General features: G+C 70.6%; 21 protein-coding genes and 1 pseudogene. 14 read left to right on the forward strand and 8 right to left on the reverse strand.

Annotation, left to right across the window (positions count from 1 at the left end; translation table 11 throughout):
* Both ABTZ94_RS25930 and ABTZ94_RS25935 read right to left on the reverse strand, forming a co-directional pair.
* A partial coding sequence (locus tag ABTZ94_RS25930) for a pentapeptide repeat-containing protein (RefSeq protein ID WP_351203923.1) occupies positions 1–381 on the reverse strand: 381 nt, incomplete at its 3' end.
* Between the two features lie 367 nt (positions 382–748).
* Positions 749–2,029, reverse strand: coding sequence for an ABC transporter substrate-binding protein (locus ABTZ94_RS25935; RefSeq protein ID WP_351203925.1), 1,281 nt, complete (start codon positions 2,027–2,029; stop codon positions 749–751).
* Between the two features lie 173 nt (positions 2,030–2,202).
* On the opposite strand from ABTZ94_RS25935, the gene ABTZ94_RS25940 reads away from it, so the two are divergent.
* The gene (locus ABTZ94_RS25940; RefSeq protein WP_351203958.1) at positions 2,203–2,649 is read left to right on the forward strand and encodes an SCO4402 family protein; all 447 of its coding nucleotides are present in this window, start codon (positions 2,203–2,205) and stop codon (positions 2,647–2,649) included.
* A 28-nt stretch (positions 2,650–2,677) separates the two neighbouring features.
* The gene (gene purU / locus ABTZ94_RS25945) at positions 2,678–3,556 is read left to right on the forward strand and encodes a formyltetrahydrofolate deformylase (RefSeq protein WP_351203927.1); all 879 of its coding nucleotides are present in this window, start codon (positions 2,678–2,680) and stop codon (positions 3,554–3,556) included.
* 19 nt (positions 3,557–3,575) lie between these two features.
* Here the strand turns inward: purU and ABTZ94_RS25950 are convergent, their stop codons facing one another.
* Entirely contained in the window at positions 3,576–4,922 is a 1,347-nt protein-coding gene (locus tag ABTZ94_RS25950) for a zf-HC2 domain-containing protein (protein ID WP_351203929.1), read from the reverse strand.
* Positions 4,919–5,497 carry an RNA polymerase sigma factor gene (locus ABTZ94_RS25955; RefSeq protein ID WP_351203931.1) on the reverse strand — a complete coding sequence of 193 codons (579 nt, stop codon included), beginning with the start codon at positions 5,495–5,497 and terminating at the stop codon, positions 4,919–4,921. The genes ABTZ94_RS25950 and ABTZ94_RS25955 overlap by 4 nt, the downstream gene beginning before the upstream one ends.
* A 334-nt stretch (positions 5,498–5,831) precedes the next feature.
* Here ABTZ94_RS25955 and ABTZ94_RS25960 point away from each other — a divergent pair, with 334 nt between their 5' ends.
* Together ABTZ94_RS25960 and ABTZ94_RS25965 are read left to right on the forward strand one after the other, a co-directional pair.
* Positions 5,832–6,200, forward strand: a complete 369-nt coding sequence (locus tag ABTZ94_RS25960; RefSeq protein ID WP_351203960.1) for an STAS domain-containing protein — start codon at positions 5,832–5,834, stop codon at positions 6,198–6,200.
* An 82-nt stretch (positions 6,201–6,282) separates the two neighbouring features.
* On the forward strand, positions 6,283–6,804 hold the full coding sequence (locus ABTZ94_RS25965) for an EF-hand domain-containing protein (protein WP_351203933.1): 522 nt from the start codon (positions 6,283–6,285) through the stop codon (positions 6,802–6,804).
* 43 nt (positions 6,805–6,847) lie between these two features.
* On the opposite strand, the gene ABTZ94_RS25970 is transcribed toward ABTZ94_RS25965, so the two are convergent.
* Positions 6,848–8,443, reverse strand: a complete 1,596-nt coding sequence (locus ABTZ94_RS25970; RefSeq protein ID WP_351203935.1) for a class I adenylate-forming enzyme family protein — start codon at positions 8,441–8,443, stop codon at positions 6,848–6,850.
* A 156-nt stretch (positions 8,444–8,599) separates the two neighbouring features.
* Here ABTZ94_RS25970 and ABTZ94_RS25975 point away from each other — a divergent pair, with 156 nt between their 5' ends.
* The 4 genes from ABTZ94_RS25975 to ABTZ94_RS25990 all read left to right on the forward strand — a co-directional run bounded on the left by ABTZ94_RS25975 (position 8,600) and on the right by ABTZ94_RS25990 (position 12,990).
* On the forward strand, positions 8,600–9,793 hold the full coding sequence (locus ABTZ94_RS25975; RefSeq protein ID WP_351203937.1) for an amidohydrolase family protein: 1,194 nt from the start codon (positions 8,600–8,602) through the stop codon (positions 9,791–9,793).
* 7 nt (positions 9,794–9,800) lie between these two features.
* Complete coding sequence (locus ABTZ94_RS25980) at positions 9,801–10,955, forward strand: acyl-CoA dehydrogenase (protein WP_351203939.1); 1,155 nt, start codon at positions 9,801–9,803, stop codon at positions 10,953–10,955.
* Between the two features lie 7 nt (positions 10,956–10,962).
* Positions 10,963–11,946, forward strand: coding sequence for an acyl-CoA dehydrogenase family protein (locus ABTZ94_RS25985; protein ID WP_351203941.1), 984 nt, complete (start codon positions 10,963–10,965; stop codon positions 11,944–11,946).
* A 516-nt stretch (positions 11,947–12,462) separates the two neighbouring features.
* Positions 12,463–12,990: an ATP-binding protein gene (locus tag ABTZ94_RS25990; protein ID WP_351203943.1), complete on the forward strand. Its 528-nt coding sequence runs from the start codon at positions 12,463–12,465 to the stop codon at positions 12,988–12,990.
* Between the two features lie 54 nt (positions 12,991–13,044).
* Here ABTZ94_RS25990 and ABTZ94_RS25995 read toward each other — a convergent pair whose 3' ends face one another.
* On the reverse strand, positions 13,045–13,971 hold the full coding sequence (locus ABTZ94_RS25995) for a cyclase family protein (RefSeq protein WP_351203945.1): 927 nt from the start codon (positions 13,969–13,971) through the stop codon (positions 13,045–13,047).
* A gap of 83 nt (positions 13,972–14,054) precedes the next feature.
* On the opposite strand from ABTZ94_RS25995, the gene ABTZ94_RS26000 reads away from it, so the two are divergent.
* The 3 genes from ABTZ94_RS26000 to ABTZ94_RS26010 all read left to right on the forward strand — a co-directional run bounded on the left by ABTZ94_RS26000 (position 14,055) and on the right by ABTZ94_RS26010 (position 17,289).
* Entirely contained in the window at positions 14,055–14,969 is a 915-nt protein-coding gene (locus ABTZ94_RS26000; protein ID WP_351203947.1) for an SDR family oxidoreductase, read from the forward strand.
* A 77-nt stretch (positions 14,970–15,046) separates the two neighbouring features.
* Complete coding sequence (locus ABTZ94_RS26005) at positions 15,047–16,243, forward strand: acyl-CoA dehydrogenase family protein (RefSeq protein WP_351203949.1); 1,197 nt, start codon at positions 15,047–15,049, stop codon at positions 16,241–16,243.
* Positions 16,240–17,289: a Zn-dependent alcohol dehydrogenase gene (locus tag ABTZ94_RS26010; protein WP_351203951.1), complete on the forward strand. Its 1,050-nt coding sequence runs from the start codon at positions 16,240–16,242 to the stop codon at positions 17,287–17,289. The genes ABTZ94_RS26005 and ABTZ94_RS26010 overlap by 4 nt, the downstream gene beginning before the upstream one ends.
* A gap of 27 nt (positions 17,290–17,316) precedes the next feature.
* Here ABTZ94_RS26010 and ABTZ94_RS26015 read toward each other — a convergent pair whose 3' ends face one another.
* Positions 17,317–18,300, reverse strand: coding sequence for a GlxA family transcriptional regulator (locus ABTZ94_RS26015; protein WP_351203952.1), 984 nt, complete (start codon positions 18,298–18,300; stop codon positions 17,317–17,319).
* A gap of 43 nt (positions 18,301–18,343) precedes the next feature.
* Here ABTZ94_RS26015 and ABTZ94_RS26020 point away from each other — a divergent pair.
* The 3 genes and pseudogenes from ABTZ94_RS26020 (at position 18,344) to ABTZ94_RS26030 (ending at position 21,083) form a co-directional block, all read left to right on the forward strand.
* Positions 18,344–19,708: pseudogene (locus ABTZ94_RS26020) on the forward strand (MFS transporter).
* 10 nt (positions 19,709–19,718) lie between these two features.
* Positions 19,719–20,117: a ribosomal maturation YjgA family protein gene (locus ABTZ94_RS26025; protein ID WP_351203953.1), complete on the forward strand. Its 399-nt coding sequence runs from the start codon at positions 19,719–19,721 to the stop codon at positions 20,115–20,117.
* A 423-nt stretch (positions 20,118–20,540) separates the two neighbouring features.
* Positions 20,541–21,083: a DUF4232 domain-containing protein gene (locus tag ABTZ94_RS26030; RefSeq protein WP_351203954.1), complete on the forward strand. Its 543-nt coding sequence runs from the start codon at positions 20,541–20,543 to the stop codon at positions 21,081–21,083.
* Positions 21,084–21,429: 346 nt separating this feature from the next.
* On the opposite strand, the gene ABTZ94_RS26035 is transcribed toward ABTZ94_RS26030, so the two are convergent.
* A complete protein-coding gene (locus ABTZ94_RS26035; RefSeq protein WP_351203956.1) occupies positions 21,430–21,606 on the reverse strand; it encodes a hypothetical protein in 177 nt (58 codons plus the stop codon).
* Positions 21,607–21,778 lie beyond the last annotated feature (172 nt).

Below are 21,778 nucleotides of genomic sequence, written 5' to 3' on the forward strand. Positions count from 1 at the left end.
TGCTCGAGCGCAGCCGAGAGCTTGGGGAAGGAGCCATGGTGATTGACGACAACGCGGCAGATGTGCGTGCCCAGCCCCGCGACGCCGCCCCCCATTTGCCGGTCGGTCTAAGTCCAGGGAGTCCGGGTCCGCACCGTGTAGCCTCCCGCCCTCGCGGGACAACTGCGTATCGGACAGGTTCGCACCGGCCAAGGTCGCATCGGGCAAGTCCGCGCCGAGGAGGGCTGCGCCGGACAGGTCCGCATTGATCAGGCTCGCGCCGGACAGGTCCGCGCCAGGTGGACGCGCCGCTCCTGGACGTGGCGCGGTTTCGCCGCAGGCCCGGCCGGAGCAGCCGGCCGGGCGTCGGTCTGCTGTTGTCCGTACCGGCTGGTCCGCCACAGTCGCCCTCGGTATCGCCGGGCTGGAATCCCAGCAGTAGCCGCCGCGCGCCGGCCGGAGCCGGCCAACGGCCCGCGTGCGCTATAGTTGATCTTGGCAGTCCGCCGCAACTCACGGCGACTGACGCTGCGTTGGTGGTCCAAGGAAAGACGCCCCGCTTCCTGCGGGGAAATGCAGGTGCAAGGCCTGCCCAGCGCTCGCTCACGAAGCCCTTCCCCCCACCGGGGAAGGGCTTCGTCACGTTCCCCGTGTGCCCTGGAGAACTTCCGCGCGGCCCTCAGCCACGAAGTCCCCTACGACAGCGACCGCGAGGCACCGTGATCCACCAGGTCCGGCAGACCCGCCGTCCCAGCAGACGACCGGCTGCTCACCTCTTCGCGCTCGCCTCCGACAGCGTCTCCATGACGTCCACGAACCCCTTCTTGTCCGCGACGAGCCGCCCATGACGCACCATCTGAAACGTCACCCTGGTGTTTACGATGCGCGGATACGCGGAAGAGCCGAGCATGTCCTTGTAGCGCCAGCGCAGCACCGGCGTGAGGCCGCCGGTGTCGACGGGGGCGCCGTGGTTGAGGGCGGAGACGAGTTTCCCGGCGGTGATCTGCGGGGCGTCGACCGACTTCACGAGTTCGTTCAGCGCGGTGTACGCGATCCACGTGGTCTGCACCCCGGTGTCGTCCGGGTCGATCCGGTTGTCGCCGAAGGCGTGCTTACGGATCACCTCCCGCATCCGGTCCCAGCGGGCGTCGCCCGAGTCCGGGTACCAGCCGGTGAGGTAGGCCCCCTCGAACGGGCTGTTCCGGCCGCCGGTGCTGTCGATCAGCGGCTGCCCGACACTGCCGAGGACGGACGAGATCCGCACGTTCCCGTACGACGGTTCGAGTCGGCGGAAGGAGTCGAAGAAGGTCTCCGTACGGTCCTCGAGCACGGCCGTCACACAGCCGTCGTTCGTCCCCGCCGCCTGGAGCGCCCGCCCGGCGGCCTCGTCGTACGAAGTGGCCGTCTCCGCGGCCCGGATGTCGGCGGGCTCGGGCCGACCGGCCTCGGTGAGACCGGTTTTGAGGAGCCAGGCCTGGCCGTCGCCGCCCAGGGTGTCGGGCCGCACCACGGACACCCGCTCGCAACTGCGGGCGAGTTGCTGGGCATTGCCCGCGAGCAGCGCCGCCTGGCCGCCGTTGATGGGGTAGGAGTTGTAGCTGGTGAATTCCTCGTCGGAGGCCCCGTAACCGCCGATGTAGGGGATTCTGGCGCCCTCCAGCGGCGCCATGAACGACGACCCGTGCCGGCTGTACGCGCCGACGACCGCCACCGCCTTCTCCTTGGTGGCCAGCCGGGCGCAGTTTGCCGCGCCGGCCGAGGTGTCCGCCTCGTCGCAGGTGACGACGCGCAGCTTGTGTCCGTCGAGCCCGCCGTTGCTGTTGGCCCAGCGGGCGTATGTGCGCGCCATGGCGGTCATGCCCGCCATGTTCACCGTGTCCGGTCCTGTGGCGCCGCCCGGAGCCCACGTCACGACGGTGAGGGGCTCCCTGGAGTTCCCCGAGGCCCCAGGGAGCACACCGCAACCGGTGACCAGCAATGCCCCGACCGCCGCCGTACGTGTGAGGAGCTTGTAGGGGCGGGGGGAGGTGAGGCGTCGCCGTCCGGTCATGGGCATGAACATTCCGCGCGCGGGGTAACGCCGCTGTGTGCTCCGCGCAACGCTCGGTGATGTCCAGGTGAATTACAGGGGCCTGTGCAGGGAGCCGGGAAGGGAACGTACGATCGACAACCGTGCAGCAAGGTTCGGAGAACACTTCCCGTCGCGGCCGTCGCTCCTCCACCATGGGCGGCATGCCGCTGAATGACATGCCTTGGTGGCGCTGGCGCAGCAACGTGCGCTCGGCGCTGCACATGCTCTCCGACCCCGTCTTCCACCACGAGTGCTGGCTGGCCGGCCGGGAAGGGTACGGCGACGTCACCGACGCCGTGTACCGCCTGGTCGAGGACACCTGGCTGGACAACTGGTCCGCCGAGAAATACGTCGGGACGATCTTCCGTGACTCCGGCGAGGCCGCCCTCGTCGACGTCGCCGTGCTCCGGGTCCTGCGCATCATGCACCAGGTCGGCGCGGACGCCCCCGTTTCGGCGTATCTGGAGCACCACGGCTGGCCGGAGGCCGTACGGGCCGCCCGCGAGGCCCATGTGCTGCTCGCCACCAACGACGGCGACGACCCGGACGCGCCGCCGCGCTCCCTGGACGTGCTCCGCATCATGACCAGGTCGGCCTGATTCCGCTCCGGTGTGGCACGCTACGGGAATGACCGCGCCGCAGCCTGCTGAGACCACGCCGGAGCAGTACGTCCTCACGCTCTCCTGCCCGGATAAGACGGGCATCGTGCACGCCGTGTCGAGCTATCTCTTCATGACCGGCTGCAATATCGAGGACAGTCAGCAGTTCGGCGACCACGACACGGGTCTGTTCTTCATGCGTGTCCACTTCTCGGCGGACAGCCCGGTGACCGTGGAGAAGCTGCGGGCCAGCTTCGCCGCGGTCGGCGACTCCTTCCGGATGGACTGGCAGATCCACCGCTCCTCGGAGCGGATGCGGGTCGTGCTGATGGTCAGCAAGTTCGGGCACTGCCTCAACGATCTGCTGTTCCGCTCCCGGATCGGGGCGCTGCCGATCGAGATCGCCGCCGTCGTCTCCAACCACACGGACTTCGCCGAGCTCGTCGCCTCGTACGACGTCCCCTTCCGGCACATCCCGGTGACCAAGGAGAACAAGGCCGCCGCGGAGGCGGAGCTGCTGGAGCTGGTCCGCGAGGAGAGCGTCGAGCTGGTCGTCCTCGCCCGCTACATGCAGGTCATCTCGGACGATCTGTGCAAGCAGCTGAGCGGCCGGATCATCAACATCCACCACTCCTTCCTGCCGAGCTTCAAGGGCGCGAAGCCGTACCACCAGGCGCACGCCCGCGGTGTGAAGCTGATCGGTGCGACGGCGCACTACGTGACGGCCGATCTCGACGAGGGGCCGATCATCGAGCAGGAGGTCGAGCGGGTGGGCCACGGCGTCACGCCGGACCAGCTGGTCGCCATCGGGCGCGATGTGGAGTGCCAGGCGCTGGCGCGGGCGGTGAAGTGGCACGCGGAGCGCCGCATCCTGCTCAACGGGCGCCGCACGGTGATCTTCGCGTAGCGCGAAGGGCCGACAGCTCTCAGAGCCGGCTCAGCGACGCCGCCGCGAACAGTACGTCGCGGATCGCCTCGCGGTCGCCCTGCTGACCGGCCGCAGCCTCCACCGGCGGCACGTGCCCGGCCGTCAACTGGCAGAACTCGACGCTGTCCAGCGCGACCTGCGCCACCGCGTGCGCGGGCGAGCCGACCGCGGCCGGGGAGTCCAGCGGGATGTACCAGTCCCCGCCGCCCGAGCCCTCGACCTCCAGATGCAGCGAACGGCCCGGTGAACCGGCCGTCACCAGCCGGCGGGCGGGCCCGGCCAGCCCCGACCTGCGGCGCTCGGCAAGAGCCGCCGGGAGGAGCCGGGTCGCCAGGTCGATCATCCGGTGGAGATGGGCGGCCGACGGCGCCTCGTACGGATAGTCAACCGCCTGCGCGATGTCGCCGCCGTGCACCCAGCATTCGAAGGACCGGTCCAGCAGCGCGTCGTGCATCGGAAGGGCGAAGTCCCCGTACGAGACGGAGAGTTCGGCGACTCTGCGACCGGCGAAGGACACCGTACGGATGAGGGTGTGGCTCTGCTCGCGCCACGGCTCGTGGATCGCACGGGTGAGTGGCCGCCGGGTTCCCGACCAGTACTTCTCCGTGCGTACGCCGGGCGTGAGCGGCCAGTCGGCGCCCCGGCCCATGGCGCCGTCGCCGAGCGGTACGTCGATGCCGAGAGCGGTGCCGACCAGCCCGTCGACGGTCATGAGGTGGGCGATGACGCCCGCGACCGTCGTCTTGCGATTGACCTCCTGCTCGCCCTCGAACCACTTCAGCCGCACCGGGGCGTGCCACTCTGAGCTGCCGATGTCACGCAGCAGCGCGTCGAGCCGCGCGGTCTCCGCGTCGTACGGGGCGGCCCAGTCGGGCACCGGGATGTCGGCCGGGCGGCGGCTCAGACAGGTGTCGATCACCCGGGAACGCAGTGTCGGATCGAGATCCAGGCTGCGGTCGGTCTGCAGCAGGCCGACCGCGTCGCGCAGCCGCAGGGCCTCGTCCGCACACGCGGCGCACACGGTCAGGTGCGCCTCGACGGCCTCGGTCTCCTCCGCCGAGCAGGCGGCCAGGGCCCAGGCGCCGAGGAGGGCCTTGAGGACGCGATGGGGCAGCATCAGCGCCGGTGCGGTCGACGGGTCCGGTGGTGCCACGGCAGATTCCGGTTCCGGTGTCGCCGGCTGCGGGGCCGGTCGCGGCTCCTCGGGCACGGGCGGCGGCAGGGGGACGGCATCGAGGTCGAAGTCGTCCGCGGCGGCCCGCGGTCCCGGAATGCGCCGCGCGTCCACCACCTCGTCGTCGCGTCGGTCGCCCTCGCGTCCGTTCGCTTCGTCGTCGCCGGTCACAGCGGCCGTCCGTATCCGGGCGGCGACGACCCCTCCAGCGGGCGGGTGTGCGCGGTGGAGAGCAGCTGCAGCCCGAGCCGCAGCCGACGGCGGGCCTCGTCCTCGGTGACCCCGAGGTCGGCTGCCGTCTGCCGGTAGCACCGGCGCTGCATGTACGCGAGCTCCAGCGCGGCCCGCAGCGGGGCGGGCATGGACGCCACGATGTAGTCGGCGCGGGCCGCGGCCGTGGCCCGGCGCACCCGCTCCTCCAGATCGGCCCCTGCCTCCTCGTCCGTGCCGCCCGGGAGGCTGCCCTCCTCGCGCAGCCGCCGCACGGACTGGCGGTGCGTGAGACGAGCCACCCAGGCCCGCATCGAGCCCTGCTTCGGGTCGTACGCGTCGGGGTTCTCCCACACGTGGCCGAAGACCTCGCGGGTCACCAGATCGGCAGCGGTCTCGTCGTCGAGTATCCGGTGCGCCTGGCTGTGCACGAGCGAGGCGAACCGGTCGTAGAGCTCGCCGAGAGCAGCCGCCTCACCGCGCGCCAGCCGCTGCTGCATCTTGCGGTCCCAGCGGGGTGGTGCGTTCTTCGGCATACGACCCCCAGCCCTGTTCCCCTCATCACATCGAATGTAGTCGGCGGCACTGATGATGCACGTCCTTTACGGCAAGTACGCCCCTGATGAGGCCCGGGATGATAGGGAATGCGCCATCCGACGACGAGGGTCCCGGTTGTGTCATGCCGGGCGGCCCGGTGTTTCATGAGGCTGCCGCGGGGGCAGCGGCGAGAGGGAACGGAAACTTCCGGAACGTCGGAATCCCCGCAACGAGAGGCCCAGTCCCGTGAGGAGTCCTCGTCTTCCTGGAAACCACCCACCAACTGCAACCACCCACGCCCCCTGGATCACCCAGGAACGATCCCGGAGGCCGCTGAAAGTGGCTGAAACGGTGCAGGGCGACTGGACCGTGCTGCGCATACGGGGCGAACTGGATCTGGTGACCTCGCCCACCGTGCGCCAGTCCGTCCATGACGCGGTCGCCGTCGGCCGCCACGATGTGGTGCTGGATCTCTCCGAGGTCCTGTTCTGCGATTCCAGCGGCGTCGGCGTACTGATCGCGGCCCGCCGTCTGCTGCGCTCCTGCGGGGGCCGGCTGCGGCTGATCCTGCCGGCCCGCGGTGCGGAAGAGGGGTCCCACGTCAACCGGGTGCTCGCCGCCCTCGGCGTACGTCGCCTGTTCGACGTCTACCCCGACCGGTACGCGGCCGTCGACGACGAGGCCCGGCCGCTCCCGGCGTGAAGCCGGTCCCATGACCAGGGTTGTAACGCCGGTGGCGCGCGTAAGTGACACGTGACGTCTGTCGACGTCGTACGCTCCCCGCATGGACAGCGCAGAATATGAGCGCAAGATCGCCTTCCGCTTCGCCGCCTTCGACCAGGACGGCAACGGATGCATCGATCGCGCGGATTTCAGTGCCGCCGCGGCCCGTCTGCTCGCCGAATTCGGCACGACGGCCCGCTGCGACAAGGGCCAGGCGCTCTACACCGGGGCCGAGGCCTTCTGGCAGGGCATGGCGGGCATCGCCGATGTCGACGGGGACCAGCGCGTCACCCGGGAGGAGTTCGTGGGCGGGGCCGTGAAACGGCTGCGCGACAACCCGGAGCGCTTCGCGGAGATCGCCCGCCCCTTCCTGCGCGCCGCGATCGCCGTGGCGGACCAGGACGACGAGGGCGCGGCCCGCGTACCCGCTGTGGAGCGGGCGCTGAAGGTGCTGGGCGCGAGCGCGCAGACGGCGGCTTTCGCGGCGCGGAACCTGGACGCGGACCAGGACGGCAAGGTCGCCGAGAACGAGGCGGTGGCGGCGTTCGCCGCCTATTTCACGGTGATCGAGCCGGACGCGTAGCCGATTCGTCCGGCAGCCGATCCGTCCGGCAGCCGATTCGTCCTCAGTCGCCGGACGGGCTCAGAAGCTGGCCTCGGGCGCCGGGCGGGCAGGGGGCGGAGAACCGCTCCCGCAGCCGGTACTTCAGTACCTTCCGCAGCGCCTCGTTGCGCGGCAGCGCCGCCACCACCTCCAGCTGTTCCGGCAGCTTGTGCACGGAGAGGCCCTCCGCCCGCAGATAGCCGGTGATGTCCGGCAGGGCCAGGGGGGCGGCGCCCGTCGGCTGTTCCACGACCGCGCAGACGCGTTCGCCGCGCTCCGGGTCCGGAAGCCCGATCACCGCCACGTCCCCGACGCCCGGGTGCCGGTGCAGCAGGTCCTCTATCTCCTTGGCGGAGATGTTCTCGCCCTTGCGGATGATGACGTCCTTGAGCCGCCCGGTGAGTACCAGGTGCCCGCTCGCCTCGACATGGCCGACGTCGCCGGTGATCAGGAACCCTTCCGCGTCGAAGACCGCCGCCGACGCCTCCGGGTTCAGATAGCCCTTGCAGACGGCTTCCCCACGGAGCCGTACCTCGCCGTCCGTGCCGTACGGCAGTGGTCTGCCGTCCTCGTCGGTGATCCGTATCTCCATGCCCTCGGGCGGGCGCCCTTCCGTCCCGGCGAGGTTTTCCGCCGTGTCGTCGGGGGCGCCCATCGTGATCATGGGGACCTCGGTCATGCCGTACCCGTGGGTGAGCTGGATGCCCATCTCCCGTACCACCGCGCGGTAGATCTCCGGCGGCTTCGGCGCCCCGCCGCCCGCCAGCAGCCGCAGGGTGGGGATCAGCTTCCGGTCCGGGGCCTTGCGCTGTTCGGTCAGGAACATCGAGTAGAACGCCGTGGACCCGCCCGCGACCGTCACCCCGTGGCGCCGGTAGCCCTCCAGCGCGTCCGGCATCGCGAAGTGCTCGAAGAGAACTGCCGGGAAGCCGTACAGCAGCAGCATCACCGCATAATCCGGCCCGCCGACATGGGCGAACGGGAAGGCCACCGAACCGATGTCGTCGGCCGACAGATGCAGCGCGTGGGCCAGGCAGGAGCCGCCCGCGATCAGGCTGCGGTCGGTGTGGAGGACCCCCTTCGGGTCGGAGGTGGTGCCGGAGGTCCAGTAGATCCAGCGCACCGCCGCCCCGTCGCCGGGCGGCGGCGGCAGCACGGACGGGTCGCCGTCCGGCAGCGACTCGTACGCCTCGAAGACCAGCGGCGGGTGCTCGGCCCCGGCGGCCAGCCGGTGTGCCATCGCCGTGTGGTCGAAGCCGCGCCAGGTGCCCGGCACGGCGAAGAAGCCGGCCTTCGACTCGCGCAGCGCGAACCCCACCTCGTGGTCCCGGTAGAACGGGATGACGGGGGTCTGTACGGCCCCGATGCGGGCGAGGGCGAAGGAGAGCAGCACCGTTTCGAGACGGGTCGGCAGCTGCCAGGCGACGACGCTGCCGGGGCGCACACCCATCCCCCACAGCCCGGCCGCGACCCGCTCGCAGCGGCTGCGCAGCTCGCCGAAGGTGAGGGTGCGGTCGTCCTGGATCAGGACGGGGCGGTCCGGGGTCAGCGCGGCCCGGCGCTCGATGAGCTCCCAGAAGGTGCCCGATGCGCCCAGGGCGTGTGCGGTCTCGTTCACTGCGTTCCCCGTTCCCTCGTAGCTGACGGGTAGTCAGATCGTGTCGAGAGCGTAGGGCGTCGCGCCTTGTCGGTCCAGGGGTGCGGGGCTAGCCTGAGTGCCGAACTGAATCTGACGAACCATCAGATGCGTGCAGTGTGCGCCGAAGGGGACACCATGACGGAACTGCCTCGGATCGTCAGCGTCGACGACCATGTGATCGAGCCGCCGCACCTCTTCTCGACCTGGCTGCCCGCTCGGTACCGCGAGCGCGGCCCGCAGCCGCTCACCGCGGGGATCGGCGAGCTGGCGTACACGGGGGGCAAGTACGTCATCACGATGGACCCGGACGGGCCGCCCACCGACTGGTGGATCTACGAGGACCTGAAGTTCCCGTACAAGCGGAACATCGCCGCCGTCGGCTTCGACCGCGACGACATGACGCTGGAGGGGATCACCCGGGCCGAGATGCGGCCCGGCTGCTGGGACCCGGCCGAGCGCCTCAAGGACATGGACCTCAACCATGTCGAGGCGAGCCTCTGCTTCCCCACCTTCCCGCGCTTCTGCGGCCAGACCTTCGCCGAGGCACAGGACAAAGAGGTGGCGGTGGCGTGCGTCCGCGCCTACAACGACTGGATGGTGGAGGAGTGGTGCGGCGACAGCGGCGGCCGGCTCATCCCGCTCTGCATCATCCCGCTCTGGGACATCGACCTGGCGGTCGCGGAGATCGAGCGGAACGCGGCGCGCGGGGTGCGGGCGGTGACCTTCTCCGAGATCCCCACCCACCTCGGGCTGCCGTCGATCCACACCGGCTACTGGGACCCGTTCTTCGCGGCCTGCCAGGAGACCGGCACGGTTGTCAACATGCACATCGGGTCCAGCTCGCAGATGCCCGCCGCCTCGCCCGACGCCCCGCCCGCCGTACAGGCAAGCCTCTCCTTCAACAACGCCATGGCCTCGATGATGGACTTCCTGTTCAGCGGTGTGCTGGTGAGGTTCCCCCGACTGAAGCTCGCCTACAGCGAGGGCCAGATGGGCTGGATCCCGTACGCCCTGGAGCGTGCCGACGACGTCTGGGAGGAGCACCGGGCCTGGGGCGGGGTGCGCGACCTGATTCCCGAGCCGCCGTCCACGTACTACTACCGGCAGATGTTCTGCTGCTTCTTCCGCGACAAGCACGGCGTCGCGTCGCTCGACGTCGTCGGGCGGGACAACGCCACCTTCGAGACCGACTACCCGCACGTCGACTCGACCTTCCCGCACACCAAGGAGGTCGCCCTCGACCATGTCGAGGGACTGGACGACGAGACCGTCTACAAACTGATGCGCGGAAACGCGATCCGGATGCTCGATCTGGACCTGGACAAGTAGGCGCGCGGTGGATCTCGCGTACACGGAGGCCGAGGAGGAGTTCCGGGCGCGGCTGCGCGAGTGGCTGGCCGCCGTGCTGCCCTCACTGCCCGCGAAGCCCGACCCCGGCGACTGGCCCGGGCGTCGCGCGTACGACACCGCCTGGCAGCGGATGCTGTACGACGCCGGCTACGCGGGCCTGCACTGGCCCGTCGACGCGGGCGGGCAGGGCGCCACCCCGACCCAGCACCTGATCTTCCTGGAGGAGACCGAGAAGGCCGGAGCCCCGTACGTCGGCGCGAACTTCGTCGGGCTGCTGCACGCCGGGCCGACGATCGCGGCCGAGGGCACGGCCGAACAGCGGGCGCGCTGGCTGCCGCCGGTGCTGCGCGGCGACGAGATCTGGTGCCAGGGGTTCAGCGAGCCCGACGCCGGCTCGGACCTCGCCTCGCTGCGGACCAGGGCGGTGCGCGACGGCGACCACTACGTGGTGAGCGGGCAGAAGACCTGGACCTCGCACGCGGAGGTCGCCGACTGGTGCGAGCTGCTGGTGCGTACGGACCCGGCGGCGCCCAAGCACCGCGGGATCAGCTGGCTCGCGATGAGGATGGACGCTCCCGGCGTCACCGTCCGCCCGCTGCGCACCCTCGCCGGGTCCACCGAGTTCGCCGAGGTGTTTCTCGACGAGGTGCGGGTGCCGCTCTCGCACCGCGTCGGCGCGGAGAACGACGGCTGGCGGGTCACCATGGTCACCCTCTCCTTCGAACGCGGTACGGCGTTCGTCGGCGAGGTCGTCGCCTGCCGCCGCACCCTGGACGCCCTGGCTGCCGAGGCGCGGGCGAACGGCCGCTGGGACGACCCGGTCCTGCGCCGCGGGCTGGGCAGGCTGAACGCCGAATTCCGGGCGCTGTGGCGGCTCACCCAGTGGAACGTTAGCGAGGCGCAGGGCAGCGGCGGCGTGCCCGGCACAGGTGGCTCGGTCTTCAAGCTGCGCTACTCGCAGGCCCGCCAGGATCTGTACGAGGCGGCCGCCGAGGTGCTCGGCGCGGACGCGGCCGACCTGGACCGGGAGTGGGCCTTGGACCGGCTCTCCTCGCTCTCGTACACCATTGCCGCGGGCACCTCGCAGATCCAGCGGAACATCGTCGCCGAGCGGATCCTCGGCCTGCCGAAGGGGCGCTGACGCAGCCATGGACTTCCAGCTCTCGGACGACCAGCGGGCCCTGCGGGCGGGGGTGCGGGAACTCCTCGCCGGGCGCTTCGGCAGGGACCGGATGCGGGCCGCTCTCGATGGCGGCAGGAGTATCGACCGGGCCCTGTGGCGGGAGCTCGGCGAGGCCGGGTTCTTCGCGCTGCGGCTGCCGCAGACGGAGGGCGGCGTCGGACTCGGCCTGCCCGAAGCGGTCCTCCTCTTCGAGGAGGCCGGGCGGTCGCTGCTCCCCGGACCGCTGATCGCCACCCACCTCACCGCCGGTGCGGTGAAGGGGGCGGCGGAGGGCGAGACGGTGGTGACCGTGCTGGACGCGGGGCAGCCGGTGGGGCATCTGGGGGATGCGGACGGCCTGCTCGTACTCGGGCCGGGAGAGGCGCGGGCCCCGGGGCCGGGTCCGGAGCCGGGGGAGGCGCGGGCCGTGACCGGCGGGGCGCTGCGGGATGTCGTACGGGAGGCCGTCGGACCCGTACGGTCGCTCGACCCGTTCACGCCCCTGTGGCGGTTCACGGGCCCTGTCGGGTCCGGCGAGCTCCTGTCCGGCGGGGCGCGGCTGCGCGACGAGGGCGCCCTGCTCGCCGCCGCCGAACAGCTCGGAAGCGCCTCTCGTACGACCGAAATGGCCGTTCAACACGCCGGTGAACGTGAACAGTTCGGTTCGCCGATCGGGTCCTTCCAGGCGGTCAAACACCTGTGCGCCGGGATGCTGGTCCGCGCCGAGCTGGCCCGCAGCGCCGTCTACGCGGCGGCCGTGACCGCGGACCGGGTCGAGATCGCGGGCGCCAAACTGCTCGCCGACGACGCGGCGGTCAGCAATGCGCGCGACTGCCTCCAGGTGCACGGCGGAATGGGCTTCACCTGGGAGGCAGACGTTCATCTGCACCTCAAGCGGGCCTGGCTGCGGTCCGGGCAGTGGCTGACGGCGGCAGCGGCCGAGGAGGCACTTGCGGCCGACCTGTGCTGATCGCGCACGGGTTCCGTGGAGGCTTCGGCACATGACAGTGGGTGAATGCGGGATGCACCAATATGACAGGCAAGCCGTTGAGCCTCACGCTGCGGAGTCACGCAGTGCAGTCGGCGGACTCCGATGCCGGCTTGTGTCCTTTGCGTAATTCGTCACGGGGTGGAGTCGGCGCCGGGCTCGGGTACGCTCCGTTGGATGCGAGAGGTTCTGGAACCGGACAGTCCGGATGTTGCCCGTGCGGCGACCCCGGCCCGGAAGAGATGCCCTGCTCGCATTACATGCAGAAGCGCCGGGCCTGCCCGGGAGACGAATCCCGCAGCCTCGATGCGCCTCTGTTCGACTTCCCGCAGCGCGCGTCGCACAGTATGCACCACGCGTACTCCTTCGCGCTGGAATATGCCCGAAGCGCTTGTTGCGGTGACTGTACGTCAACCATGCTGGCTTGTAAGGGAATCACGTTCCGTGACCCTGAGGAGGCGCGAGGCGATGTGTCCGCCGGTTCGGATGGTGTGAGCGGTGCAGGTGCTTCAGGTTCAGCTGGAGGTCGGGCCGGATCCCGCGGAGGTCGGGAGGGCCCGTAGATGGGCGCGATCGAGACTGGTCGGGTCCGGGATAAGAGACGACGAGCCGCTGGCCGAGACGCTCATCCTGCTGATCTCGGAGCTGGTCACCAACGCGGTGGTCCACACCGGGTGTCCGGCCGTGCTGCGCATGCTGTTCGGCTCGACGGGCGCGGCCGGGACCGTTCGGGTCGAGGTGGCCGACGCCAGCTGTCGTCCCCCGCAGCAGCGCCACGCGGCGGGCGAGGACACCGGCGGCCGGGGCCTGGAGCTGGTCGACGGCCTCGCGGACCGCTGGGGCTGGCAGCCGGAGGGCGCTGGGAAGCGCATCTGGTGCGAGGTCGACCGGGGTGTCCCGCTGATCCAGGTGGTGCCGGTACTCCCGGGCATGCAGGGTGTTCATGGCACACCGGGCGCACCGGGTGCGGCGGATGAGGACCGCGAGGTGTCCGAGCCGTCACGAACCGTTACGAATCGCGCATAAAGGTTGAAGCGGCCGGCCCGGGTTGCGGTCCGCGGTGTCGGCGCCTGAACTCCTTCAGAGGACGGCGACCGGGGCGACCGGGGTGCCGGTCGCCCCGACGAACGGTTCCGGCATCGCGGAGAGCAGAAAGCTGTACCGCCTCTCTTCCGCACAGGCTGTGGACAACTTTTCCAGGTTCCAGTTCTGGCCCTGCAGCATGCCCATCTCGACCAGGTCCAGCGCATGCACCCCCAGCCACAGATCCTCGATCTCGGGCGGGAAGATCTCGAAGGTCAGGGTGTCATTGGCGACTGCCGCGACATCGCGCGCACGGAACCACTCGGGCGTGCGGATCGAGAGACCGGGCGACGGATAGGCGTACGCATGCTTGTCGCCCGCCAGATAAACCTGCACCTGCCCCGTCCGTACGAGGGCGATGTCACCGGCCCGGACCCTGACCCCCGCCAGTTCTTCGGCCGCGTCCAGGTCCTCGGGGGTGACGGCATGGTCGCCGGGCAGCCTGTCCATGCCGTGTGCGCGTGCCACATCGAGCAGCACCCCGCGCGAGACGATGTGCGGTGCCTTGTCGATCCCGCTGAACTGCGCGCCGCCGTGCGCGGTGATCGTGGCGGCCGGGCGGCCGTTGTAGATCTTCCCCGAGTGCGAGGCATGGGTGAGGGCGTCCCAGTGCGTTGCCGTCTGCAGGCTCAGGACGGCTGTGTCGTCGCTGGTGGCGACGGTTCCGGGGCCGAAGAGTTCCTGGTTGATCTGGACCATGGTGTGCAGCGGATTGATGCGCCCCGGGATCAGCCCGCTCTGGACGCCGTCCTGCTGGAGGGGGAGCGCGAGAGGGATGCGCAGCCCGGTGCGGACGGTGGCGACCGCCTCGCGTACGACCGCGTCGGTGATCAGGTTGAGCGTGCCGATCTCGTCGTCGGCGCCCCAGCGGCCCCAGTTGTTGACCCGCTCGGCGATGTCGTGGAACTCGGCCGGCAGTGACACGGGGCCTCCCGGGGCTTGTGCTCGTGGACCTGATGACCCATAAAATCTAACGGTCCGTCAGAAACCGCGGGAAGGGGCCGGGCATGGGGAACTTCTTGGCAGGCAAAGTGGTGGCCGTGACAGGTGCCGGGCGCGGCATCGGGAGGGCGGTCGCGCTCGCGGCGGCGGCCGAGGGGGCGAGAGTCGTCGTCAACGACTACGGCGTCTCCATCGAGGGCGGCGAGCCGAGCAGCGAGATGGCGGAGTCCGTCGCCAAGGAGATCGAGGTGGCGGGCGGCGAGGCCGTCGCGGTCGCCGACGACATCTCCACGATGGCGGGCGGGCAGCGGATCGTGGACACGGCGCTGGCACAGTACGGGCGGATCGACGGGGTCGTGTGCGTGGCCGGGATCCTGCGGGAGCGGATGCTGTTCAACATGTCCGAGGAGGAGTGGGACCCCGTCGTCGCCACGCACCTGAAGGGCACCTTCACCGTCTTCCGGGCCGCTTCGGCGGTGATGCGGAAGCAGGAGGGCGGCGGCACGCTGATCGGCTTCACCAGCGGCAACCATCAGGGCAGCGTCGCCCAGGCCAACTACAGCGCCGCCAAGGGCGGGATCATCTCGCTGGTACGGAGCGCGGCGCTCGGCCTGCACAAGTACGGCGTCACGGCGAACGCCGTCGCCCCGGTCGCCCGCACCCGGATGTCCGCCAATGTGCCGATGGAACTGAAGGAGATCGGCGAGCCGGAGGATGTCGCGGCGCTCGTCGTCTACCTGCTCAGCGAACGGGCCCGCAAGGAGAAGATCACCGGCCAGGTGTACACGGTCGCCGGCCCGAAGATCGCGGTCTGGGCCCAGCCGAGGGAGCTGCGGGCGGGATACGCGGAAGGGGCATGGACCCCGGAACGGATCGCGGACTTCCTGCCGGGGACGGTGGGCACGGACCCGATGCCGATGCTGGCGCAGCTGGAGGAGATGGCCGCGGCGGCTGCGGCAAGGGCGCGGCCGAACGCGTGACGGGGGCGCCCCCGGAGCTCTGTCCCGGACCCGGTCCGGGGTCGCCGGACGGGCTTGATCCTGCGACAGGAGGAAACGTGGACTTCACCTTCGGCCCGGACGACGCCGCGTTCCGCGAGGAAGCCCGCGCCTGGCTGGAAGCGCACCTCGTCGGCGAGTACGTGGCGGCCGTCGGCACCGGTGGCCCCGGCAGCGAGCACGAGGGCGTCGCGATCCGCCGCGAATGGGAGCGCGAACTCGGCCGCGGCGGCTGGATCGGCCTCGGCTGGGACAACCACGGCGCCGGCCACGGCAACCGGCACGCAAGCCTCACCCAGCAGGTCATCTGGGCCGAGGAGTACGCCCGCGTCGACGCCCCCGCCCGGGTCGGCCACATCGGCGAGAACCTCCTCGCCCCGACCCTGATCGCCTACGGCACACAGGCCCAGAAGCAGCGCTTCCTGCCTCCCGTCGCCCGCGGCGACGAGCTGTGGTGCCAGGGATACAGCGAGCCGGGCGCCGGATCGGACCTCGCCGGGGTGCGGACGACCGCCGTACCCGACAAGGGCAGCGGCGGCCACCGCGTGACCGGGCAGAAGATCTGGACGTCGCTGGCCCGGGACGCCGACTGGTGCTTCGTCCTGGCCCGTACGGAGCCCGGCTCCAGCCGCCATCACGGCCTGTCGTTCCTGCTGGTGCCGATGGACCAGCCGGGCAGGATCGAGGTGCGGCCGATCCGCCAGATGTCGGGGACCAGCGAGTTCAACGAGGTCTTCTTCGACGGGGCGCACGCACAGGAGTGCGTCGGCGGCGAAGGCAACGGATGGGCGGTCGCCATGGGACTGCTGGCCCTGGAACGCGGCGTCTCCACACTCGTCCAGCAGATCGGTTTCGCCGCTGAACTCGACCGGGTGGTCCGGGTCGCCGTCGACGGCGGCGCCGTCACCGACCCGGTACTGCGCGAGCGCCTCGTGAGGCAGTGGGCGGAGCTGAAGACCATGCGCTGGAACGCCCTGCGCACCCTGGGCTCCACGGGCGACCCCGGCGCACCCAGCGTGGCGAAACTGCTCTGGGGCGGCTGGCACAAGCGCCTGGGCGAACTGGCCGTGGAGATCAGGGGCGCGGCGGGTGCCGTCGGGCCGGGCGACTGGTCGGCGCAGACACCGTACGAACTCGACGAGGCACAGCGCCTGTTCCTGTTCACCCGGTCCGACACCATCTACGGCGGCTCGGACGAGATCCAGCGGAACATCATCGCCGAGCGGGTGCTCGGCCTACCGAGGGAGCCGAGATGAGAGGTGTCGTCTTCGACGGCAGGCGAACCGAGGTCGTCGACGATCTGGAGATACGGGATCCGGGCCCCGGCGAGGTGCTGGTGGCGGTGGCAGCGGCCGGACTGTGCCACAGCGACCTGTCGGTGATCGACGGCACGATTCCGTTTCCGTCGCCGGTGGTGCTCGGGCACGAGGGCGCGGGCGTGGTGGAGGCGGTCGGCGCGGGCGTCACCCATGTGGTGCGGGGCGACCACGTGTCGCTGTCGACGCTGGCCAACTGCGGGGCGTGCGCCCAGTGCGACCGGGGCCGGCCGACGATGTGCCGCAAGGCGATCGGGATGCCGGGGCAGCCGTTCTCGCGGCGCGGCAAGCCGCTGTACCAGTTCGCGTCCAACTCGGCCTTCGCTGAACGTACCCTGGTCAAGGCCGTGCAGGCGGTGAAGATCCCCGTCGATCTGCCCCTCACCTCGGCGGCCCTGATCGGCTGCGGGGTGCTGACCGGGGTCGGAGCCGTACTCAACCGGGCGAAGGTCGAGCACGGCGACACGGTCGTGGTGATCGGTACGGGCGGCATCGGGCTCAATGTGATCCAGGGCGCCCGGATCGCGGGCGCGCTGACGATCGTCGCCGTCGACGCCAACCCGGCTAAGGAGGCGGTGGCACGGCAGTTCGGGGCGACGCATTTCCTGACGTCGGCCGAGGACGTACGGGAGGTCCTGCCGAGCGGCGCCGACCACGTCTTCGAGTGCGTGGGCCGTACGGAGCTGGTCCGTACCGCGATCGACCTGCTGGACCGGCACGGCCAGGCGGTCCTGCTGGGCGTCCCGGCGGCGACGGCGGAGGCCTCGTTCCTCGTCTCGTCGCTGTTCCTGGACAAGTCGATCCTGGGCTGCCGGTACGGCTCCTCACGCCCGCAGCGGGACATCGCGCTCTATGCAGACCTGTACCGGGAGGGCAGGCTGCTCCTGGACGAACTCGTCACCGAGACCTACGCGGTGGAGGACTTCGCCAAGGCGGCGGACGACGCACACCACGGCCGGGTGGCACGGGGGGTGCTGGTGTTCTGACCTTCCGGGCGGACCCCTCAAGGTCCGTCAGGCCCTCCCGGCCCGGAACGTGCGCCGGTACACCGTCGGGGACACCCCCAGCGCCGCCTGCAGATGCTGCCGCAGCGAGGTGGGCGTCCCGAAGCCCGCGTCCCTGGCCACCTGGTCGATCGACAGGTCCGTCGACTCCAGTAGCTGCCGGGCCCGTTCGACCCGCTGCAGGGTCAGCCACTGGACGGGACTGACGCCGACCTCCTCGCGGAACCGGCGGGTGAACGTCCGTACGCTCATCGACTCCTGCCGCGCCATGTCGCGCAGCAGGATCGGGCGCTCCAGCCGCCCGAGCGCCCAGGTGCGCGCGGAGGTCGTGGTCGCGAACTGCGTTTCCGGGACGGGGCGTTGGATGTACTGGGCCTGCCCGCCGTCCCGGTGCGGGGGCACGACCGTGCGGCGGGCGACGTCATTGGCGACGGAGGCGCCGTGGTCGCGGCGCACGATGTGCAGGCAGAGGTCGATTCCGGCGGCGACCCCGGCGGAGGTCAGGACGTCCCCGTCGTCGATGAACAGGACGTCCGGGTCGACCTGGACCTCGGGGAAGAGTTGCTGGAAGTGGTCGGCGTGCCACCAGTGGGTGGTGGCGGGGCGGCCGTTGAGATATCCGGCGGCGGCCAGTACGTAGCTGCCCGTGCAGATGGAGACCATCCGGGTGCCGGGTCTGATGTGCGCGAACGCGGCGGCGAGTTCGTCGGTGAGCCTGCCCTCTGTGTAGACGGGGCCGAGTTCGTACGACGCGGGGATCACGACCGTGTCGGCGGTGGCCAGGGTCTCGGGGCCGCGTTCGACGGTGATCGTGAAGTCCGCGTCGGTGCGGACCGGGCCCGGCGGGCGTACGGAACAGGTCACGACTTCATAGAGTTTGCGGCCCTCGTTGCGCGGCTCGGAACCGAGCGAGCGGCCGAATATCCTTTGGGGGATGCCCAGTTCGAAGGGGAGCAGCCCGTCGAGGGCCAGGACGGCGATTCGGTGCGGCATTGGCGGACTCCCTTCACCCCTAGCTGGTATAGACCTTAAGCTGATGTATGTCACTGCTGTGAAGGAAAAGTCAGCAGAGCGCGTGCGCATTCCCGCCGCGGACCGCGAGGGCGCGCCGGCCCAGTTGCCCCGTTCCTCGGGCATGCGGCCGATGGGCGACGGACCAGGAGAAGGACTGGGAGACGGGCCGGGAAACGGGCTGGGAGACGACCGGACGGCCGAGCTCTGGAACCGTAACTTCCGGCTCTTCTTCGTCGCCCGTACCGCCGCGCTCTTCGGCGACGGCATGATTCCGGTGGCGCTCACCGCGGGGCAGCTGGGAGCGGGCCGGCCACACTCGTCGGTGGGATTCGCGCTGGCGGCCTGGATGGGCCCGCTGGCGCTCTTCGTGCTCTTCGGCGGCGTCCTGGCGGATCGTTTCACCCCGCGCCGGATGGTGATCATTGCGGATGCGCTGCGGCTGGTCGGGGCCTCGGTGCTGGCGGTCTCCTTCGCCACCGGCAACCCGCCGTTGTGGGCGGTGTAGGCGCTCAGCGCGGTGGCCGGTGTGGGCGCCGCGCTCTTCCAGCCGGGCGTCGCGTCGACCGTGCCCCGGGTGGCCTTCGACGTGCAGCGCGCCAATGCGGTGCTCCGGGTCTCCGAGGCGCTGATGACCACGGCGGGCCCGGCCTTCGCAGGCATGCTCGTCGGACTGGCCAGCGCCGGGGCGGTCTACGCGGCGAACGCGTCGACGTTCCTCGTCTCCGGCCTCTGCCTCTTCCTGCTGCGCCTCGCCCCGGCCCCGTCGGACGAGGTGCGGCGCGGTACCTTTGTCGCCGAACTGGTCGACGGGTGGCGGGAGTTCCGGGCCCGCAGCTGGCTGTGGGAGGTGATCGCGATCTGGACGGTGTACGGCTTCACGGTGCTCGGCCCGATGCTGCCGCTCACCGCGGTCGAGGTCACCGAGGCGCACGGCTCGGGGACGTAGGGCGTGATGATGGCGGTGAACGGCGCGGGCAGCGTCGTCGGCGGGCTGCTCGCCCTGCGCCTGAGACCGCGCCGCCCGCTCGCGGCGGGGGCCGTCGCGCTGACCGCGGTCTGTGTGAACCTGGTGGTGCTGGGCCTCGGGCTGCCGGTGGCCGCGCTCGGGGCGGGGCAGTTCGTGGCGGGCGCGGCGTTCGCGTTCTGGCTGGTGATGTGGTCGACGACCGTCCAGACCCATGTGCCGCCGGAGGCGCTGAACCGCCTGCACGCGTACGACGTGGCGGGCTCCCTGCTGATGCTGGCGGCGGGCCGGGCACTGGCGGGACCGGTCGCGGACCGGCTGGGCACCCCGGAGGTACTGCTGGCCGGAGCGGTGATCAATATGCTGGTGGTGGCGGTACTGCTGGCGGCACGGCCGATCAGGCAGCTGGAGCGGATCGGGTGAGGGGGCGGTCGTGACGGGGACACGTGTGGTGGCTGCGGGAGCGGCGGTGCTGACCATTGCCGCCGGGCTCGGAGTCAGGGCGGTGGCCGACGGGAATGTCGCCAAGTACGCCGGGGACGCTCTCTACACGGTGCTGATCTGCACCCTGGTGGCCGTGGTCGCACCCCGCACGCGGCCGGTCGCGGTGGCCGGGACGGCGCTGGCGTTCAGCTGGGCGGTCGAGCTGCTGCAGCTGACGGGGGTGCCCGCGGACCTTTCCCGGCACAGCACGGTGGCGCGGCTGGTGCTCGGCTCGACCTTCAACACACCCGATCTGTTCTGGTACGCGGTGGGTGCGGGGTTTGCCTGGGCGGTGACGGCCCTGGCTACTTCTGCCGGGAGCGCTCCTTGGACTTCTGCATCTCGATGACCCTCGAAGACATGGGCGCCGGTCTGCTTGCGCACACTGCCGGCGACGGGCAGCGCCGCACCGAGGACGGACAAGGGGCCCGTCCGGGCCGGAAGGCGGGGTGTCGTCAGCGAGCGGCGAACCAAGTGCCGTTGCAGCTCGGCGTGTTGCTCGGTCGGGTACGGACGTCGCACGCTGCCATCGGCTTTCCCGCTGTGCTGGACCGGACGCTGAGCGAGGTCGCGGACCGTTGCGGTGTCCTCCCCACGACGCTGCAACGGCCCGCACCGCATGAGTTCTTGTACGCGGCCACAGTTGGGGGCCTGGCTGTCGGAAAAGAATTCTCCGGCACACCGAACCTCCACCGGGCATTGCACATCTTCAGGTGCGTAGGCGCGCACTGACCTTGCGCCCGATTCGCATTCGAGGGGAACCCGAAACTTCATGAAGAGCAAGCTGACCGCCGTGGCCCTTGCGGCCGTCGTCGTCGCCGGCACTGCCGCTACCGCCATCCCGGCCTCGGCCGCCACCGCCAAGGCCGAGCCGACCCGCTGCCACACCGCCGACCTGAAGGCCGGCTTCGCCACGGGGGATGACGCGAAGCCGGAGATGGGGCAGACCGAGAAGCAGACCCAGGCGTACATCTGGTTCACCAACCAGAGCAAGCGCACCTGCACCCTGTCCGGCTTCGCCGGTGTCGACATGATCGGCGCTCAGACGACCGACGGCACCTGGTCGCTGGCGCGCTCCTCCAAGACGCCCGAAAAGATGACCCTGGAGCAGGGGGACACGGTGGACTTCAGCATCACCCTGCTCCCGGTGGCCAAGTCCACGCCGCAGAAGGAGAAGTTCGTTCCGGCGAAGTTCCTGGTCACCCCGCCGAACGAGACGGAGCACTTCACCCTGAAGTGGCCGTTCGGCGGCCAGATCCTCAAGCAGGACGGCGCCACCCACCCGGCCACCTACCTCAACCCGGTCGGGCTGTAACCAACTGGACAGCCTCTGAGCGTCCCTTCAGCGTCGCTGGTGGCCACCGCAGGACTCCCGGAATGAGTTGAAGCCCCCGGGTGCTGCAGAAGCTCATCGACTGGACGCGCGCCTGCGCCCCGGTTCGACAGCGTCCAGGAAGCCCTCTTGGGGGCGCCGACTTCGGCGCCCCCAAGAGTTTGCTTGCAAGTGGACCCGCCTCACCTGCGGCCCTGGCGTGCCCCGAGCGGCCCTGCGCCGAACACTGGTAGCCGTGGTTGCTCCGGGCGCGGGGCGGCGAGGCGCCCCCCGTGAGGGGTCTTGGATGTCCGCAGCTCGGTGGCATCCGCCTGGCCGGTCCTTGGCATCATGCGATGCCCGCCCATGCTTCAGCTCCGAATGTGCCTTTCACGTCGGAGGCGATGGTGGTGGCGTTCACCCTGGTTTGCAGTGCGTAGACGGTGGTTTTCCGTGCGCCGCGGACGCTGAGGCGGACTGGGCTGTCGCCCGGGTGGGCCGCGAGGATTCTCTTCAGCTCGCTCACGGACCGCTCCGTGACCCGGTGGGCGGGGAGTTCAAGTCGTACGGGAGGTCTCCCGCCATGCTCGGCCGAGGACACGTCCAGCATCGTCAGCTTTCTGCCGAAGAGGTTGTGGGCTCAGCGCACTCCGAGTTACGACCTCCCCCACGATAGGGAGCCCGCTCCCTATCGTGGG

The organism is Streptomyces sp. NPDC002785, from assembly GCF_040295565.1.
GTDB lineage: Bacteria > Actinomycetota > Actinomycetes > Streptomycetales > Streptomycetaceae > Streptomyces.